Genomic DNA, 17351 nt, shown 5'->3' with positions numbered 1-17351 from the left:
TCCGCTCGGGGTCAGGCCGCGACCGCCTCACGGGCCGAGCCCTCGCGGGCCTGCACGAGCCGCGCGTAGCGGCCACCGCGGGCCATCAGGTCGTCGTGGTCGCCGAGCTCGGCGACCCGACCGTGGTCGAGCACGGCGATCTGCTCGGCGTCGCGGATCGTCGACAGGCGGTGTGCGATGGTCAAGGTCGTGCGGCCGGCCATGAGCCGGTCGATCGCGGCCTGCAGCTCGCGCTCGGTCTCGTTGTCCAGGGCGCTCGTCGCCTCGTCGAGCACGAGGACGCGCGGGTTGCGCAGGAGCGTGCGGGCGATCGCGAGGCGCTGCTTCTCCCCTCCGGAGAAGCGGTGGCCGCGGGCCCCGACGACGGTGTCGAGGCCGTCGGGAAGGCTCGCGACGAGGGGTGCCACCTGGGCCGCGGCGAGGGCCTGCCACAGCGCGTCGTCGGTGGCGCCGGGGGCGGCGAGCAGGAGGTTGTCGCGGATCGAGGCGTGCACGAGGTACGTGTCCTGCGAGACGACGCCCACGATCCGGGCGAGGTCTGCAGGGTCGAGGTCGCGCAGGTCGACGCCGTCGATCGTCACGCGCCCGGACTGCGGGTCGTGCAGCCGCGCGAGGAGACCGGCGAGGCTCGACTTGCCCGAGCCGGTCTCGCCGACGAGGGCCAGCGTCGTGCCTGCGGGCACGTGCAGCGTGACGTCGGAGACGGCATACGCCCTCTCGGTGGGGGAGGCGGTGGCGTCGTGGCTGAAGGTGACGCCCTCGAAGCGCACCTCGCCGCGCAGCCGGTCGTGCTGCACCGCAACGGGATCGGCGGGAGGCGCGACCTCGACGGGCAGGTCGAGGTAGCCGAAGATGCGGCTGAAGAGCGCCATCGAGGTGACCCACTGGGCTCCGACGTCGAGCAGTCCCATGAGCGGTCGGAAGATGCCGGCCTGCAGGGTCGTGAAGGCGATGAGCGTGCCGATGGTCATGCCGCCCGAGGTCGCGGGCAGTCCGGCGGCGAGGTAGATCAGCGCGGGGATCGCGGCGAAGATGATCTGCATCGTCGCCATCCGCCAGCGGCCGGCGAGCTGCGAGCGCAGCTCGAGGTCGATGAGGTCGGTGGACGTCTCGGCGAAGCGGTCGGCCGTGGCCTCCCCGGCGCCGAGCGTCTTGACGAGGGTGGCGCCGCTGACGGTGAGGCCCTCCTCGACCTGGCTGTGCAGGTCGGCGAGTCGACGCTGGCGCTGGGCGGTGATGTCGCGGCGCAGCAGGGCGACCTTGCGGGTCATGAGGACGGCCGGCGGGATGACGAGCAGGGAGAGCAGCGAGAGGCGCGGGCTCAGGGCCACCATGGCGATGGCCGTCGCGACGGCGGTCGTGAGGTTGCTCGCGATCGACGTCGCCGTCGACGTGATGACCGACTGCATGCCACTGATGTCGTGGGTGAGGCGCGACTGCACCTCACCGCTGCGGGTGCGGGTGAAGAAGGCGACGGACTGGCGCTGCAGGTGGCGGAAGACGTCGGTGCGCAGCCCGTGCATGACGCGCTGGCCCACGGAGGTGGTGAGCCACGTCTGGACGACGCCGAGCAGCTGGCTCACGACGGTGACGGCGAGCATGCCGCCGACGGCCCAGAGCAGGAGGCGGACGTCCTGGTGGGGGAGGGCGTCGTCGATGACGGCGCGCAGCAGGAAGGGCTGGGCCATCGAGACGACCGAGATCGCCACGATGATCGCGGTGACGACGGCGACGGTGCGGGTGTGGGGGCGGAAGAGACCCGCGACCCGTCGCAGGGAGACGGGGGACTCGGCGAGCTGGGCGCGGTCCTGCGGGTCGATCTTCTCGGGCTGGCGGCCGCCGCGGTGGGTCGGCCTGAGGGTGGTCGTGGTGTCGGTCATGCGGTCACTCCATCTGTGGACTCCGGTTCATGATGCTGAGGTTACCTCACTATGAGGTCAGTCTACAAATCAGGCCGTATGCTGCTCCCCATGCGTGACGCCGACGAGCCCTCCCTCGACGAGCTGCTCATGGGCGCGGCGCGGGCGCTGCGGCGGCGCTGGGCCACTGGGCTCGGGTCCGACCTGTCGCCCCACGACGCGCGCGCGCTGCGCGTCATCGGGCACCACGGGCCCACGCGTCTCGGCGTCGTCGCCGACCACCTGCGCATCGCGCCGCGCTCGGCCACCGACGTCGTCGACCGGCTCGAGTCGCGGGGCCTCGTCCACCGCAGCCCCGACCCCGACGACCGCCGCGCCATGACCGTGGCCCTCACCGCGGTGGGGGAGTCGGTCCTCGCCGAGGTCGACGAGGCACGGCGCGAGGGTGCGGCCGACTTCTTCGGGTCGCTGAGCGACCGCGAACGCACGTCGCTCGCGGCCCTCCTCGCGCGGCTCGACCCTCGAGAGCCGTGAGGTCGAAATGTCCGCTGACATACACTTCCCTGCCGGCAACCGACGGCACGTGAGGCCGGGGCGAGCGCCGGCGAGGAGCTGCTGGGTGGCTGACGTGAACGGGCTCGTCATGGTCGAGGGGCGCCCGGGGTCGGGCCGCACCTCGACCGCCGAGGACATCGTCGAATGGCTGGCCGGCGAGCACGTCGCCGTCGAGCACCGGGCCGAGGGGCAGGCCGACCACCCCGTCGACGTCGACCACGTCGTCGTGCTCGACACCGCGCAGCTCCTCGCACTCGCGGCCGAGTCGACCGAGACGTCCCGGGCCCTGCTCGGCGCCGCCGAGCAGCACGGGGACGCCTGGGTCGTGCGACCCGCGTCGCAGGCGGCCCTGCCCGAGCCGCTGCGTCAGCGGGTCCGCGAGGTCGCGAGCCGGGCGCGAGTCCCCGCCGAGCTCACCGCCTCCCTCGTCGCCGATGCGTGGGCCCGCTTCGGAGCGAACAGGCCCGGTGGCGTCCACGTCTGGGAGTCCGCCCTGCTGCGGTCGCCCGACGTCGCCCTCGTGCGCCGTCTCGTCGATGCCGTGCGCGCGCACCGACCGGTCGTCGTCTACCTCGACGACGACCGCGAGATCGGGTCGAGCCGGCAGGGCCAGCGGCGCGAGCTCGACCTCCTCGTCGTCGCCGGCCTCGACGTCCCGACGCTCGTGGTGCCGGTCGGTGACGGTCGCCGGGACGATCACTCGGCGGCCGTGCGCGACTTCGTCGCCGACCACCTCGGCCTCACCGGCCGGCGTGACTCGCAGCAGGTCGCCTGACCATGCCCCTGCACGCGGTCGAAGGCCTGCTCGACGCCACCTCCGACACGGAGGTCCGGCGTGAGTGGGCGGCCCTGGCCGCGGCGGGACTGCCGAGCCAGTCGCAGCACCAGGGTGCGACGAACGCGCCGCACATCACCCTGGCACTCGCCGGGGTCGTCCCCGACTACGTCGAGGCCCGGATCGCCCACGTCCTCGAGACGATGCGGCCCGTGCCGATCCGCCTCGGGTCACTCCTCGTCATGGGCTCGCGCCGCTACGTCCTCGCCCGGCTCGTCGTGCCCACGCCCGAGCTGCTCGACCTCCAGCGGTCGCTGGCCGCCGCGACGGTCGGAGCGCCCGACGTCCCCGACCAGGTGCGTCCGGGCCGCTGGACCCCGCACGTCACCATCGCCCGCGGGCTCGGCTCGCGCCAGGTCGGGGAGGCGCTCGCCGTCCTCGGCCGCGCCCGCCCCCTCGACGGCACGATCGAGTCGGTCCGACGCTGGGACCCCGACGCCGGGCGCACGTGGCAGGTGGGCGGCATACCTACGATGGGCGCATGAGCCTCGAACTCGGCCTCGACACGTTCGGCGACATCGCCAACGGCCCCGACGGTGCCCCGCTCCACCCCGCCACGGTGATCCGGGAGGTCCTGGCCGAGGGTGAGCTCGCCGACCGGCTCGGCCTCGACTTCTTCGGCGTCGGCGAGCACCACCGCGACGACTACGCCGTGAGCGCCCCCGACGTGCTGCTCGCCGGCCTCGCGGGGCGCACCGAGCACATCCGGCTCGGCACGTCGGTGACGGTCCTCTCCAGCGACGACCCGATCCGGGTCTTCCAGCGCTTCTCCACCGTCGACGCGATCAGCCGCGGCCGTGCCGAGATCACCGTCGGCAGAGGCTCGTTCATCGAGTCGTTCCCGCTCTTCGGTCTCGACCTCGGCGACTACGAGACGCTCTTCGAGGAGAAGCTCGACCTGCTCGCGGCCGTCGTGGCCGAGCGGCCGATCCGCTGGGAGGGTTCGATCCGCCCGCCCGTCCAGGTCGAGAAGGTCATGCCCGCGACGGAGTCCGGCCACCTGCCCGTGTGGGTCGGCGTCGGCGGCACCCCGCAGTCGGTCGTCCGCGCCGCGCACTACGGCTTCCCCGTCGTCATCGCCATCATCGGCGGCTCCGCGCGCCAGTTCGCACCGCTCGCCGACCTCTACCGGCGCGCGCTGTCCGAGATGGGCAGGCCCGAGCTGCCGATCGGGGTGCACTCGCCCGGCTACGTGGCCGCCACGGACGAGCAGGCGCGTGAGGACTTCATGCCGCACTTCCTGCCCTACATGAACAAGCTCGGCCGCGAGCGTCGCTGGGCGCCCATGGGCAAGGACCAGGCGCTCCAGCAGCTCGGCCCCGAGGGAGCCGTCTACTGCGGGTCGCCCGACACCGTGGCCGCCAAGATCGTCGACACCGTCCGCGTGCTCGGCCTCTCCCGCTTCCAGCTGAAGTACTCGTTCGGCACGCTCCCGCACGACCAGCGGATGGAGTGCATCCGCCTCTACGCCGAGGAGGTCGTGCCGCGCGTGCGCGCGCAGCTCGACGAGGACTGACGGGGGCTGACGTGCGGATCCTCTTGATGGGCATGGGATCCCGTGGTGACGTCCAGCCGCTCGTCGCGCTCGGGCAGCGTCTCCGGCGGACGGGGTATGCCGTGTCGCTCGCTGCGCCGGCCGACCTCGGTCACGTCGTGGCGGGCAGCGGCGTCGACTTCGAGCCGTTGTCGTTCGACCTCGAGGGGCCGCTGCGCGAGGGGCTCGGGCGTGACGCACTGCGCGGGTCGGCGCGGACGCAGGTGCGTGAGGCCCGGCTCATGCGGCAGGTCATGGCCGACACCGCCTCGGCGCTGGCCGCGGACGTCGCGCGGCTCGTCGACGGTGCTGACGGCGTGCTGTCGGGGGCGCTGACCTTCGACCTCGTCGACGCGCTGCTGACTCCTGACGGCCGAGGTGGCCGTCCGACCAAGCCGCACCTCTACGCCGTCTTCGCGCCGGTCTGGCCGAGCGCGCGCGGTGACTCGGTCGCTCTGGCCCTGCGCCCGCGCGCGACGTCGTGGGTCAACGACGCATGGAGCACCCTCGCGGGCCGGGTCGCGCTCGACCTCTTCCGCCCTGCCGGTGACCTCGTCCGCGCGCGACGAGGCCTGCCACGACAGCGGTTCCGCCACTACACGGCCGCTGCGGAGCGCACGCCGACGCTGCTCGCCGCGAGCCCGCACGTCGTCCCGCCGGCCGCGGACTGGCCCCCGGCGCTGCGGCAGACCGGCTACTGGGTGCGCGACGACGTCGGCGGTGGCTCGCTGGACCCGGCTCTGGCGGCGTTCCTCGACGACGGGCCCGGCCCGGTCTTCGTCGGCTTCGGCTCGATGCCGACGCCCGACCCGGAGGGTGTCGTGCGTGATGCGGGCCGGGTGCTCGGCCGTCTCGGGCTGCGTGGTGTCGTCAGCGAGGGTCTGGCCGGTCTGTCGGTCGGCACGACCGCAACGACGATCGGGATCGGCGCTGCACCGCACGACCTGCTCTTTCCACGGTGCGCCGTCGTCGTCCACCACGGCGGAGCGGGCACGACCGCCGCTGCGGTCCGGGCCGGGGTGCCGCAGGTCGTGGTGCCGCACGCCGCCGACCAGCCCTACTGGGGCCGCCGGATGGCCGACCTGGGGGTCGCCGCACCGCCGATCGCCCGCAAGGACCTGACGGCGGCTCGGCTCGAGCGGGCGCTCGAGGTCGCTCTGTCCCCGGGAGCCCGCGCGGCGGCATACGCCCTCGGTGAGCGCGTCCGCGCAGAGGACGGCGCCGGCGACGCCGCGCGACTCGTCGACACCTACCTCAAGGGTGCCGGGCCGTCCTGACACACCGAGGTCGGCTGAGGCCGACCGCCCACGCTCCGGAGCCCACGGGATGGAGGACTTCGTGGGTCACGCGGTCACGCCTCCCGCGGCGTCGAGCAGGTAGGTGCTCATCGGGCCCTTGCTCTTGACGAGGATCGTCCCGCGAGGGCGGAGCGTGAACTCGGGCCCGAGTGCAGCGGCGACGCGGTCGGTCACGTGGATCTGCCCCGGCAGCCCGTGGGACTCCATCCGGCTCGCCGTGTTGACGGTGTCGCCCCAGAGGTCGTAGATGAACTTCCGCCGCCCGATGACCCCTGCGACGGCGGGTCCCGTGTCGACGCCGATGCGCACGGCGAGCCACTCACACCCCGGTTCACGCGCGATCGACGCCATTTCCTCGCGCATCGCGATCGCCACCCGGGCCACCGCCTGCACGTGGTCGGGCCGCCGCTCCGGCAGACCGCCCGCGACCATGTAGGCGTCGCCGATGGTCTTGATCTTCTCGACCTGCTGCGCGTCGGCCTCGCGGTCGAAGGCCGAGAAGATGCGGTCGAGGAGCGCGACGAGCTCGTCGGCGGGCATGACCTGGGTCCGCTCGGTGAAGCCGACGAGGTCGGCGAAGAGCACGGTGACGGCCTCGTAGTGCTCCGCGATCGTGCCGGGGCCGCGTTTGAGACGTTCGGCGATGGGGGCCGGCAACACGTTGAGCAGCAGTCGCTCCGACCTCGCCTGCTCGGCCTCGAGGGCGATGCGGGCCCGCTCGCGCTGCTCGACGAAGTAGCCGAGCATCGCGTAGGCGCTGACGGTCACCCCCATGACGTTGAGCACGAAGAACGTGACGACGAAACCGGTCGGCAGGGCCGCCGGCTGCGCCGATAGCCGGGGGTCGAGCAGGGCCAGCGTCACGAGCGCGACGAAGAAGGCCAGGAGCCAGCCGACCGAGCGCCGCACCCCGAGCAGCGCCAGCGCGGCGAGCGGCACGAAGATCGCCCACAGGACCATCCCGCTCGAGGCGATGAAGCCGCCGAGCGACGCCTGGAGCAGGCACGGGAGGACGAGGAAGGCCACGAGCTGCGTCGTGCGGAACACGGCGAACCTGCCGGTGCGCGAGAGGACGAGCAGCCCAACCACGGTGATCACCTGGTAGGCAGCCGGGATCGCGGCCGACAGCGGGTGGCCGTACGCGAGGTAGGTGCCGACCCAGATGAAGGAGATGAGGGCGATGAGCACCGACGCGAAGATCAGCATGCCCTGGCGCAGACGCTCGTCCTGGGACCGGTCGGGCCGGGCGCCGATCTCGGCGAGGCGCTCGACGATGCGGACGACGGCCCCGCTGAGGCCGGTCCGGGGAAGGGTGAGCACGTCGGATGCGCCCATGCCGCGATGGTACGGCCGAGGACACGCCTCCCGCGGCCTAGATCGTCGCTGCGAGCTCGGTGCCCTGGCGGATGGCGCGCTTGGCGTCGAGCTCTGCCGCGACGTCGGCGCCGCCGATGACGTGCACCTTCACCCCGGCGGTGGCGAGCGCGGGACCGAGCGTGTTCACGGACTCCTGGCCGGTGCAGAGCACGATCGTGTCGACGGCGAGGACCTGCGGGTCGGAGTGGTCCTCGCCGTGGGTGATGTGGAGCCCCTCGTCGTCGATGCGCTCGTAGTTGACACCGACGTGGTGGTGGACTCCCTTGGCCTTCAAGGCCGCCCGGTGCACCCAACCGGTCGTCTTGCCGAGGCCCCTCCCGATGGAGGTGGCCTTGCGCTGGAGCAGGTGCACCTCCCGCGGCGAGGGTGACGGGTGCGCCTCGACGAGGCCGCCACGGGAGGCGTCGGGCTCGCCGACGCCCCACTCGGCCATCCACTGCTCGATCGTCATCGGCGACTCGACGTGGGTGAGGAACTCGCTGACGTCGACGCCGATGCCGCCCGCGCCCATGACGGCCACGCGCTGACCCAGCGGTGCCTCGCCGCGGACGGCGGCGGCATACGTCACGACCGTCGGGTGGTCGACGCCCGGGACGTCGGGCACGCGGGGCTCCACCCCGGTGGCGACGACGACCTCGTCGAAGTCGGTGAGGTCCTCGACGTCGGCGCGGCGACCGAGGTGGACCTTGACGCCGCCGAGCTCGAGTCGCCTCCGGTAGTAGCGGATCGTCTCGGCGAACTCCTCCTTGCCGGGGATCCGCATGGCGATGGCGAACTGGCCGCCGAGGTCGTCGGCCGCCTCGAAGAGCTCGACCCGGTGGCCGCGCTCGGTCAGCGCGACCGCGGTCGCGAGCCCGGCAGGACCTGCGCCGACGACGGCGACGTGCTTGCTGCGGCGGCTCGGGGCGAGCACGAGGGTCGTCTCACGGACGGCGCGCGGGTTGACGAGGCACGTCGCCGTCTTCTTGGCGAAGGTGTGGTCGAGGCAGGCCTGGTTGCAGGCGATGCAGGTGTTGATCTCGTCGGCCCGGTCGCCCGCCGCCTTGGCCACCCAGTCGGGGTCGGCGAGGAACGGGCGCGCCATCGAGACGAGGTCGGCGCTGCCGTCGGCGATGACCCGCTCGGCGAGGTCGGGCATCGAGATGCGGTTGGACGTGACGACGGGAACGGTGACCTCGGGGCGCAGCTTCGCGGTGACGCGGGTGAAGGCGCCGCGCGGCACCGACGTGACGATCGTGGGGACGCGGGCCTCGTGCCAGCCGATGCCGGTGTTGATGATCGTCGCGCCGGCCGCCTCGACCTCGTGGGCCAGTGCGACCACCTCGTCCCACGACTGCCCGTCGGGCACGAGGTCGAGCATCGAGAGGCGGTAGACGATGACGAAGTCGGCCCCGGCTGCCTCGCGGACGGCGCGGACGACCTCGACGGGCAGACGGCGCCGGTTCTCCGGGGAGCCGCCCCACGCGTCGGTGCGCTGGTTGGTGCGCGGCGCGAGGAACTGGTTGAGCAGGTAGCCCTCCGAGCCCATGATCTCGACGCCGTCGTAGCCGGCCTCGCGGGCCAGGCGGGCGCAGCGGGCGTACGCGTCGACGGTGCGGCGGATGCCGCGCGGGGTCAGCGCGCGGGGCGAGAAGGGGGAGATCGGCGACTTGAGCGCCGACGCCGACACGGCGAGCGGGTGGTAGGCGTAGCGGCCGGCGTGCAGGATCTGGAGGGCGATCGTGCCGCCCTCGCGGTGCACGGCGTTCGTGATGACCCGGTGGCGCCGGGCCTGCCGGCTCGTGACGAGGACGGAGCCACCCGGGTAGAGGGCGCCGGCGAGGTTGGGCGCGAAGCCGCCCGTGACGATGAGGCCGACGCCGCCGCGGGCGCGCTCGGCGTAGTAGGCCGCGAGGCGGTCGAAGTCCTTGGCGCGGTCCTCGAGGCCGGTGTGCATCGAACCCATGACCACGCGGTTGCGCAGCGTGGTGAAGCCGAGGTCGAGGGGTTCGAGCAGGTGGGGGTATGCCGTCGTCACCCGCCCGAGGGTAGCCGCTGGTTACCGTCCGGTAGCCGATCGCGCGGCCTGCGTCACAGTGGGTGAGAATGGCCAGGTGAGCGATCTCGAGCACCTGGACGTCCTCGTCGTCGGAGCCGGCCTGTCCGGCATCGGCGCCGGCTACCGCCTGTCGACGATGAGCCCGACGCGCTCGTGGGCGATCCTCGAGGCCCGGGACTCGCTCGGTGGCACGTGGGACCTCTTCCGCTACCCGGGCGTCCGGTCCGACTCGGACATGATGACGCTCGGCTTCCCGTTCGAGCCGTGGACCGACCCCGACGCCATCGCCGACGGGCCGAAGATCCTCGACTACCTGCGCCGGACGGCGGAGAAGCACGGGATCGCGGAGCGGATCCGTCTGGGCCACAGGGTCGTCGCGGCCGACTGGTCGAGCGAGGACGCGCGCTGGACGGTCACGGTCGAGCGCAGGGGCGGCGAGCGCGAGCAGCTGACCTGCGGATTCCTCTACCTCTGCAGCGGCTACTACGACTACGACCGGCCCCACGACCCGCAGCTGCCCGGCCTCGCCTCGTTCGAGGGCGACGTCGTGCACCCGCAGTTCTGGCCGGACGACCTCGACGTCTCCGGGCGCACGGTCGTCGTCATCGGGTCAGGCGCCACGGCGGTGACGCTCGTGCCCTCGCTCGCCGAGGCCGGTGCCGACGTGACGATGCTCCAACGGACGCCGACGTGGATCGCGTCCCTGCCCCGCCGCGACCGGTCCCGCGACGTGCTCCAGCGGGTGCTCCCGACGAAGGCCGCGGGGACGGCTGCTCGCTACAAGAACGTCCTCGGGACCATGGGCGTCTACGAGCTGAGCCGTCGGCGCCCTGCCGTGATGAGGTCGTTGCTGTCCAAGGGTGCGGCCAAGTCGCTCGGCTCGACCGACCTCGTCAGCGACCACTTCACGCCGACCTACGACCCGTGGGACCAGCGCCTCTGCGTCGTCCCGGACGGTGACCTCTTCGAGGCCGTCCGCAGTGGACGCGCCCACGTCGTCACCGACACGATCGAGACCTTCGTGCCACACGGCATACGGCTGCACTCGGGACGCGAGCTCGACGCCGACGTCGTCGTGACGGCGACGGGGCTGCGGATCAAGATCGCCGGCGGCATCGCGATCACCGTCGACGGGCAGGCCCGCCCCACAGGGGATCTCACGGTGTATCGCGGCCTGATGTTCGCCGACGTGCCCAACCTCGCCGTCTGCGTCGGGTACGTCAATGCGTCGTGGACGCTGCGGGCCGACCTCGCGAGCCGTTACGTGTGCCGGCTGCTCAACCACATGGAGCACCACGCCTGGCGGAGCGCGACGCCGCGGGCACCCGAGGGGATGGACGGACAGCCGCTGCTGCCGCTCGCGTCGGGCTACGTGCAGCGGGCGGCCGACGACCTGCCCCAGCAGGGCGACGGCGCGCCGTGGCTGATGCGCCAGAACTACCTGCTCGACCGACGCGACATGCTGGGCAGCGACGTCACCGAGGCGATGTCCTTCGCCCGCTGAGCGCGTGTCGAGGGTTGTGTCTGGCAGCGGCCGACCGGGTACGGACTCCCCATGAGCGAATCGAACACATCTTCGACCGACGACGTCATCGGCGCCACCACCCCCACGACTGCCGGAACCCCCGGCGACTCGACGGTCAAGGACCCCGAGGACTGGGTCACGGGCGACGAGGCCATGACCGGCGCCCAGCGCAGCTACCTCGAGACCCTGGCCCGTGAGGCCGGCGAGACGTTGCCCGGCGACCTCACCAAGGCCCAGGCGTCCGAGCACATCGACCGTCTCCAGTCCGTGACGGGCCGCGGAGTCACCGACGGGCGCACCGAGGGCCACGGCAGCGAGGTCTGACCCGAGCGGGCCGCCTCAGGGGATGTCGAGGCGGTCCGAGACGAGACCGTCCGCGGCGAGCAGCCGCAGCCGCGTGACGGTGCGCTCCCGCACTGCCCACGGGTCGATGGTGTTGACGTAGATCTTCGTGCCGCCCTCGAAGCCGGCCAGCGTCGACACCCGCCACTTGAGCACCACCCGGAGCGGCACGGGCAGGTCGAGCGACGGGGGGCCGTGGTGCCATTCCTCGTTGGTCGGCACGTCGGCGCCCGTCGCGGCATGGCACGCGTGCACGAGGTCGGAGAAGTCGCGCACCTCGTCGTCCGAGAGCTCCCACGGCCGGCACGCCGTGTTCGACGTGTAGACGACGAGCGACGGGTACTGGTGGCCGATCCCGGCGAAGGCCATGGCCGTGGGGGTGCGCGCCACGACGAGACCCTGCGTCTCGGCGTACTGCGGCCCCCAGCGCGCGAACAGGTCCGGCTCGGCCCGCACCCGCTCGGTCTCCCGCTCGAGGTCCACGCCCGGCTCGTCGATGGCGACGAGCTGCTTGTGCAGGTGGTCGAACGACGCGCCGGCCGGTCGCAGCCAGTTCTGGAACGCCGAGACGTAGCGGGCGTGCGGGTTGCTCCGGTAGAGGTCGCGGACCCCAGCGATCGTGAATCGCGTGTACTGCCAGTGCTCCTCGGGTGTGAGTGTGCCGGCGCCGGCATTCTGGGTGTCGTCCGTCGCGCCGTCGACGAAGTGCCGACGCGAGACGACGACCTGGTGGTTGCCGGCGAAGAGGCCGACGGCCTCGCGCTCGAGGTCGTCCTCGTCGAGCGGCTCGACCTCGGCACCAGCCGCACCGCGCGAGCGCATCCGGATGCGCGCCAGCGCGGTCACGTGTGCACGCCCTGCGGGCGTCGAGAGGTATGCCGCCCGGTGCGCGAGCGACTCGGGCGTCGGCTCGTAGCCGTGGGCGAGGTGCCAGTAGTCGTAGCTGAGGATCTCGAAGAGGTTCGGGAAGAGCCGCAGCTCCGGCACCGTGTCGTGGAGCTGCTCGGCGACGAGCCCGCGCACCTCGCGCCACGACGACCCGTCCCGGACGACCCGGGCGATCTCGGGAGTCGTCTCGATCATCCGGCCCCAGCAGAAGGCGCAGTGGCGCTCGTGCTCGGCCGGGTCGAGGGGCTTCGGGTCGGGCCGAGCGATGCCGAGAGGCCGGGCCGCGCGCCCCGGCAACGTCCACACCTTCGTGCCGGTGAAGGGGTTGACCTGCTTGATGGTCCCGTCGGGCAGTCGCGTCAGGGGCTCGATCACCCTGCCAGCCTAGGTCTGCCGGTCGGCTAGCGTCGGGACGTGCCCGACGATGCTGCCGCCGCTGCCCCCACCGACGCTCCCTACCGCGATCCGTCGCTCTCCGTGGAGGAGCGCCTCGACGACCTCATCGGTCGGATGACGCTGCCCGAGAAGGTCGGCCAGATGCTCCAGCTCGACGCGCGCGGTGACCTGACCGAGATCGTCCACACGAAGCTGGCCGGCTCGATCCTGCACACCTCCCCGGACGACCTGCCGCGCGCCATCGAGCTCGCGGCCCGGACGCGTCTGGGCATCCCGCTCCTCACCGCCGACGACTGCATCCACGGCCACTCCTTCTGGCCGGGTGCGACGATCTTCCCGACCCAGCTCGGGATGGCCTGCTCGTGGGACCCCGACCTCGTCGAGCAGGCGGCACGCGTCACGGCCGTCGAGGTGTCGGCGACCGGCATCCACTGGACCTTCTCGCCCGTCCTCTGCATCACCCGCGACCTGCGCTGGGGCCGGGTCGGCGAGACCTTCGGCGAGGACCCGCACCTCATCGGTGAGCTCGGCGCGGCCATGATCCGGGGCTACCAGGGCGACGGCCTCACCGACCCGACGGCCGTCCTCGCGTGCGCCAAGCACTTCGCCGGCTACTCCGAGACCCAGGGCGGCCGCGACGCGAGCGAGGCCGACCTCAGCCGTCGCAAGCTGACGTCGTGGTTCCTGCCGCCCTTCGAGCGAGCCGTGCAGGAGGGCTGCCGCACCTTCATGCTCGGCTACCAGGCGATCGACGGCGTCCCCGTGACGGCGAACGGCTGGCTCCTCGACGAGGTGCTCAAGGGGGAGTGGGGCTTCACCGGCACCCTCGTCACCGACTGGGACAACGTCGGTCGGATGGTCTGGGAGCAGAAGGTCTGCGCCGACGACGTCGAGGCCGCGACGGTCGCGGTCCGCGCCGGCAACGACCTCGTCATGACGACCCCGGCCTTCTTCGAGGCCGCCCAGGAGGCCGTCGCGCGCGGCCTGCTCGACGAGCGCGCCATCGACGAGGCCGCCCTCCGGGTGCTGCGCGTCAAGCTCGAGCTCGGACTCTTCGAGAACCCGCGGCCGCCGGACGCCGAGCGCCAGCGCGTCGTCATCGGCTCCGCCGAGCACGCCGCCCTCAACCTCGACGTCGCCCGCCGCTCGCTCGTGCTCCTCACCAACGACGGCACGCTCCCGTATGCCGTCACGGACGTCCCGCGCACCGTGGCCGTCCTCGGGCCGAACGCCGACGACCCGCAGGCCAATCTCGGCGACTGGGCCGGCGCCTCCGGCCAGGTCGACTGGATGCGCGACGGTCACCCGCGCGAGACGGTCGAGACCGTCCTCGACGGCTTCCGCGCCGTCGTCCCGTCGACCTGGGCCGTCACCCGTGCTCGGGGCGCCGAGATCGAGACCCTCGTGCCCGACCCCGAGGGGCCGCTCTTCCCCGACGGCCAGCCCCGTCCGCCGGTCTCAGCACCCGCGCCCGTCGACCCGGCCCAGCTCGCCGAGGCGGTGGCTGCAGCACGCGCCGCCGACCTCGCCGTCGTCGTCCTGGGTGACACGATCGCCCTGACGGGAGAAGGCTGCTCGACGGCGACGCTCGACCTGCAGGGCGGTCAGGTCGCCCTGCTCGACGCCCTCGTCGACCAGCTCGACGGCACCGGCGTCCCCGTCGTCGTCGTGCTGCTCCACTCCAAGCCCAACGTCCTGCCGCCCAGCGCGCTCCGGGCGGCCGCGGTCATCGAGGCCTTCAGCCCCGGCATGCGCGGCGGCCGTGCCGTAGCGGAGCTCGTCCTGGGCCACATCGAGCCCGCCGGGCGCCTGCCCGTCTCGATCCCGCGGCACGTCGGGCAGCAGCCGACCTACTACAACCAGGTGCGCGGGCAGCACGGCCACCGCTACGCCGACCTCACCCAGGAGCCGCAGTTCGTCTTCGGGGAGGGCCTGACGTACACGACCGTCGAGTGGTCCGACCTGACCCTCGACGCCACCGACCTCTCGCCCGACGACGTCGTGGCCGCGGAGGTCACGCTCACCAACACGGGCGAGCGGACGGCCTACGAGGTCGTGCAGGCCTACGTCACCGACGTCGTCACGAGCGTCACGTGGGCAGCCAAGGAGCTCAAGGCGTTCCGCCGCGTCACCGTCCCGCCGGGTGAGTCGGTGACCACCCGCATCGAGGTCCCGGCCACAGCCTGCTCCATCGTCGACGCGGCCGGTCGACGCGTCGTCGAGCCGGGCGAGTTCGAGCTGCGCGTGGGACCGAGCTCGCGCGACACCGACCTGCTCAAGGCATCCTTCACGATCAGGGCGCCGCGGACGTCGGCGCTCGCGGGGTCAGCGCAGCCAACGGGATGACGCGCCCGGCGGCCTTGGCCTCGTAGCCGCCGAAGAACGGCGCGACCTCGAGCAGGCGACCCCACAAACGGTCGCGCTCCGCGCCGCGAGCGACCTCGACGTCCACCTCGATCCGCTCGTCGCCGACCTCGATGACGGCCGTGTCGGCGTGGCGGAGGTTGCGGAACCACTGCGGCTCCGCCGCCGCGCCGCCGGCGCTCCCGCAGACGACGTAGGCGCCGTCGTCGCGGAAGTAGCCGACCGGGCTGGTCCGCAGCGTGCCGGACGACCGACCGGCCACGGTGAGCAGGAGGACCGGCATCCCCCGGATGGAGCGGAGGAAGCCGACGTCGAAGCGACGGTAGAGCGCCACGTGCGCCGCGTTGGCCGCACGCATCATCCGGTTGGCCACGCCCATGGCCGCCTCCTGGGTCCCGCGGCACGCATCGGCCGACCCGTCCAGTGTGGCCCTGCGGGCGGCTAGGGTCGAGATCCCCCGACGATGAGGAGCAGCATGCGCGCGGCACGAGTCACGAGCCTCGACGGGCCGTCGTCCGTCACGGTCGGCGAGGTCGACGAGCCTGCCCTGACCGCCGGCCACGTCCTCGTCGACGTCCACGAGGCGGGGGTCAGCTTCCCCGACGTCCTCATGAGCCGCGGGCTCTACCAGATGCGCCCGGACCTGCCCTTCGTCCCCGGCGCCGAGTGTGCGGGCGTCGTGCGCGAGGTCGGCGAGGGCAGCGCCTTCCGCGTCGGCGACCGCGTCGCGGCCTTCCCGGTGCTCGGCGGCTTCGCCGAGACGGTCGCCGTGCCCGAGGCGATGGTCTTCCCGCTGCCCGATACCGTCTCGTTCGAGACCGGCGCCGCGCTGCCGATGAACTACCTCACCGTCCACTTCGCCCTGACCCGTCGCGGCCAGCTCGAGCGCGGCGAGACCGTGCTCGTCCACGGCGCCGCAGGCGGCATCGGCACCGCCGCCATCCAGCTGGCGCGCGCCATGGACGCCCGCGTCATCGCCGTCGTGTCGTCCGACGACAAGATCGGGACCGCCCGCTCGGCCGGCGCGCACCACGTCGTCCTCGCCGACGGCTTCCTCGCGGCCGCGAAGGAGCTCACCGACGGACGCGGCGTCGACGTCGTCGTCGACCCGGTGGGCGGCGACCGCTTCACCGACAGCCTCCGCAGCCTCGCGCCCGAGGGCCGCCTGCTCGTCATCGGCTTCACCGCCGGCCAGATCCCCGAGGTCAAGGTCAACCGGCTGCTCCTGAACAACATCAGCGTCGTCGGCGTCGGCTGGGGTGCCTTCTGGATGCCCGACCCGACCTACCTGCGCACCCAGTGGGACGCGATCCTCCCGCTCCTCGAGAGCGGCGCGCTCGCTCCGCCCATCGGCACGCGCCACCGGCTCGACGACGTCGCGGCGGCGCTCACGGAGATCGACGAGCGCCGCGCCCACGGCAAGGTGACCCTCACCGTCCGCCAGTAGGTTGGGGCGTATGCCGTCCCGCTCGCTCCGTGCCTCCGCTCCCACGTCCCCCCGCCGCGTCCTCGTCACCGGTGGTGCCTCAGGTCTCGGCCTCGCACTCGTCCGCGCCCTCGTCGCCCGCGGCGACCACGTGCTCGCGACCGACGTGCAGACCGACCGGCCCGATGCGCTCCCGGACGCGGCGGCATACCTCCCGCTCGACGTGCGCAGCGACGAGGCGTGGGCCGCGGCGCTCGCCCACGTGCGCGGGACGTGGGGCGGGCTCGACCTGCTCGTCAACAACGCCGGCGTCGCCGCGGGTGGCCGCATCGACGTCGCGACGATGGACGAGTGGCGCTGGATCGTCGACATCAACCTGCTCGGCGTCGTCCGCGGCTGCCGCACGTTCACCCCGCTCCTCAAGGAGCAGGGCAGCGGCCACATCGTCAACACCGCCTCGCTCGCCGGACTCGTCCACGCACCCGGCATGTCGGCGTACAACACCGTCAAGGCCGGCGTCGTCGCCCTGAGCGAGACGCTCTCGCACGAGCTCGCGCCGCACGGCGTCGACGTGTCGGTCGTGTGCCCGTCGTTCTTCCGGACGAACCTCGGCTCGTCGTTCCAGGGTGCCGACACCGAGATGGAGGAGGCCGGCAAGAAGATGGTCAGCGGCTCGAAGCGCACCGCCGACGAGATCGCCTCCATCGTCGTGCGCGGCATCGACGCCCACCGCGACGTCATCCTCACCGACCGTGACGGGCACGTCGCCTGGCGCGCCAAGCGCTTCGCCCGACCGGCCTACACCGCGGTCATGAAGCGCGCGGCGAAGCGGGTCGCCGCCGGCCGCTGAGCGGAAACGGCGGAGCCGGGGCCGGGCCGCGATTGACTCGCTCGGGGCCGGGCGCGACATTGGG

General features: G+C 72.9%; 15 protein-coding genes. 10 read left to right on the top strand and 5 right to left on the bottom strand.

Features of this window, described 5'->3' with window-relative positions:
• Positions 1-11 precede the first annotated feature (11 nt).
• A complete protein-coding gene (locus ASH01_RS10730) occupies positions 12-1880 on the bottom strand; it encodes an ABC transporter ATP-binding protein (RefSeq protein ID WP_056775500.1) in 1869 nt (622 codons plus the stop codon).
• A gap of 90 nt (positions 1881-1970) precedes the next feature.
• On the opposite strand from ASH01_RS10730, the gene ASH01_RS10725 reads away from it, so the two are divergent.
• The 5 genes from ASH01_RS10725 to ASH01_RS10705 all read left to right on the top strand — a co-directional run bounded on the left by ASH01_RS10725 (position 1971) and on the right by ASH01_RS10705 (position 6060).
• Positions 1971-2393, top strand: coding sequence for a MarR family winged helix-turn-helix transcriptional regulator (locus tag ASH01_RS10725; RefSeq protein WP_235509594.1), 423 nt, complete (start codon positions 1971-1973; stop codon positions 2391-2393).
• 85 nt (positions 2394-2478) lie between these two features.
• A complete protein-coding gene (locus ASH01_RS10720) occupies positions 2479-3189 on the top strand; it encodes a hypothetical protein (RefSeq protein WP_056775494.1) in 711 nt (236 codons plus the stop codon).
• Between the two features lie 2 nt (positions 3190-3191).
• Positions 3192-3734 carry a 2'-5' RNA ligase family protein gene (locus ASH01_RS10715; RefSeq protein WP_056775489.1) on the top strand — a complete coding sequence of 181 codons (543 nt, stop codon included), beginning with the start codon at positions 3192-3194 and terminating at the stop codon, positions 3732-3734.
• Entirely contained in the window at positions 3731-4765 is a 1035-nt protein-coding gene (locus ASH01_RS10710) for an LLM class flavin-dependent oxidoreductase (protein ID WP_056775487.1), read from the top strand. The genes ASH01_RS10715 and ASH01_RS10710 overlap by 4 nt, the downstream gene beginning before the upstream one ends.
• A gap of 26 nt (positions 4766-4791) precedes the next feature.
• Positions 4792-6060 carry a glycosyltransferase gene (locus ASH01_RS10705; protein ID WP_056775485.1) on the top strand — a complete coding sequence of 423 codons (1269 nt, stop codon included), beginning with the start codon at positions 4792-4794 and terminating at the stop codon, positions 6058-6060.
• 66 nt (positions 6061-6126) lie between these two features.
• Here ASH01_RS10705 and ASH01_RS10700 read toward each other — a convergent pair whose 3' ends face one another.
• Positions 6127-7416, bottom strand: coding sequence for an adenylate cyclase (locus ASH01_RS10700; RefSeq protein WP_082619688.1), 1290 nt, complete (start codon positions 7414-7416; stop codon positions 6127-6129).
• Between the two features lie 37 nt (positions 7417-7453).
• Positions 7454-9475, bottom strand: a complete 2022-nt coding sequence (locus tag ASH01_RS10695) for an NADPH-dependent 2,4-dienoyl-CoA reductase (protein ID WP_056775482.1) — start codon at positions 9473-9475, stop codon at positions 7454-7456.
• A 76-nt stretch (positions 9476-9551) separates the two neighbouring features.
• Here ASH01_RS10695 and ASH01_RS10690 point away from each other — a divergent pair, with 76 nt between their 5' ends.
• Positions 9552-11000 carry a flavin-containing monooxygenase gene (locus tag ASH01_RS10690; RefSeq protein ID WP_056775479.1) on the top strand — a complete coding sequence of 483 codons (1449 nt, stop codon included), beginning with the start codon at positions 9552-9554 and terminating at the stop codon, positions 10998-11000.
• Between the two features lie 51 nt (positions 11001-11051).
• The gene (locus ASH01_RS10685; protein ID WP_056775477.1) at positions 11052-11345 is read left to right on the top strand and encodes a DUF3072 domain-containing protein; all 294 of its coding nucleotides are present in this window, start codon (positions 11052-11054) and stop codon (positions 11343-11345) included.
• Positions 11346-11360: 15 nt separating this feature from the next.
• Here ASH01_RS10685 and ASH01_RS10680 read toward each other — a convergent pair whose 3' ends face one another.
• Positions 11361-12626: a DUF4921 family protein gene (locus tag ASH01_RS10680; protein WP_056775474.1), complete on the bottom strand. Its 1266-nt coding sequence runs from the start codon at positions 12624-12626 to the stop codon at positions 11361-11363.
• Between the two features lie 39 nt (positions 12627-12665).
• Here ASH01_RS10680 and ASH01_RS10675 point away from each other — a divergent pair, with 39 nt between their 5' ends.
• Positions 12666-14993 (top strand): glycoside hydrolase family 3 N-terminal domain-containing protein, encoded by a 2328-nt coding sequence (locus tag ASH01_RS10675; RefSeq protein WP_056775471.1) that lies wholly within the window; start codon positions 12666-12668, stop codon positions 14991-14993.
• Here ASH01_RS10675 and ASH01_RS10670 read toward each other — a convergent pair.
• Positions 14941-15390 (bottom strand): nitroreductase/quinone reductase family protein, encoded by a 450-nt coding sequence (locus tag ASH01_RS10670; protein ID WP_056775469.1) that lies wholly within the window; start codon positions 15388-15390, stop codon positions 14941-14943. The genes ASH01_RS10675 and ASH01_RS10670 overlap by 53 nt on opposite strands.
• 96 nt (positions 15391-15486) lie before the next feature.
• On the opposite strand from ASH01_RS10670, the gene ASH01_RS10665 reads away from it, so the two are divergent.
• Both ASH01_RS10665 and ASH01_RS10660 read left to right on the top strand, forming a co-directional pair.
• Entirely contained in the window at positions 15487-16458 is a 972-nt protein-coding gene (locus ASH01_RS10665; protein WP_056775466.1) for an NADPH:quinone oxidoreductase family protein, read from the top strand.
• Positions 16459-16468: 10 nt separating this feature from the next.
• A complete protein-coding gene (locus ASH01_RS10660; RefSeq protein WP_056775464.1) occupies positions 16469-17287 on the top strand; it encodes an SDR family NAD(P)-dependent oxidoreductase in 819 nt (272 codons plus the stop codon).
• Positions 17288-17351: the final 64 nt, after the last annotated feature.

It is taken from the genome of Terrabacter sp. Soil811, from assembly GCF_001429655.1.
In the GTDB taxonomy this organism is placed as follows: Bacteria; Actinomycetota; Actinomycetes; order Actinomycetales; family Dermatophilaceae; genus Terrabacter.
This window is presented reverse-complemented; position numbering and strand designations above follow the sequence as displayed.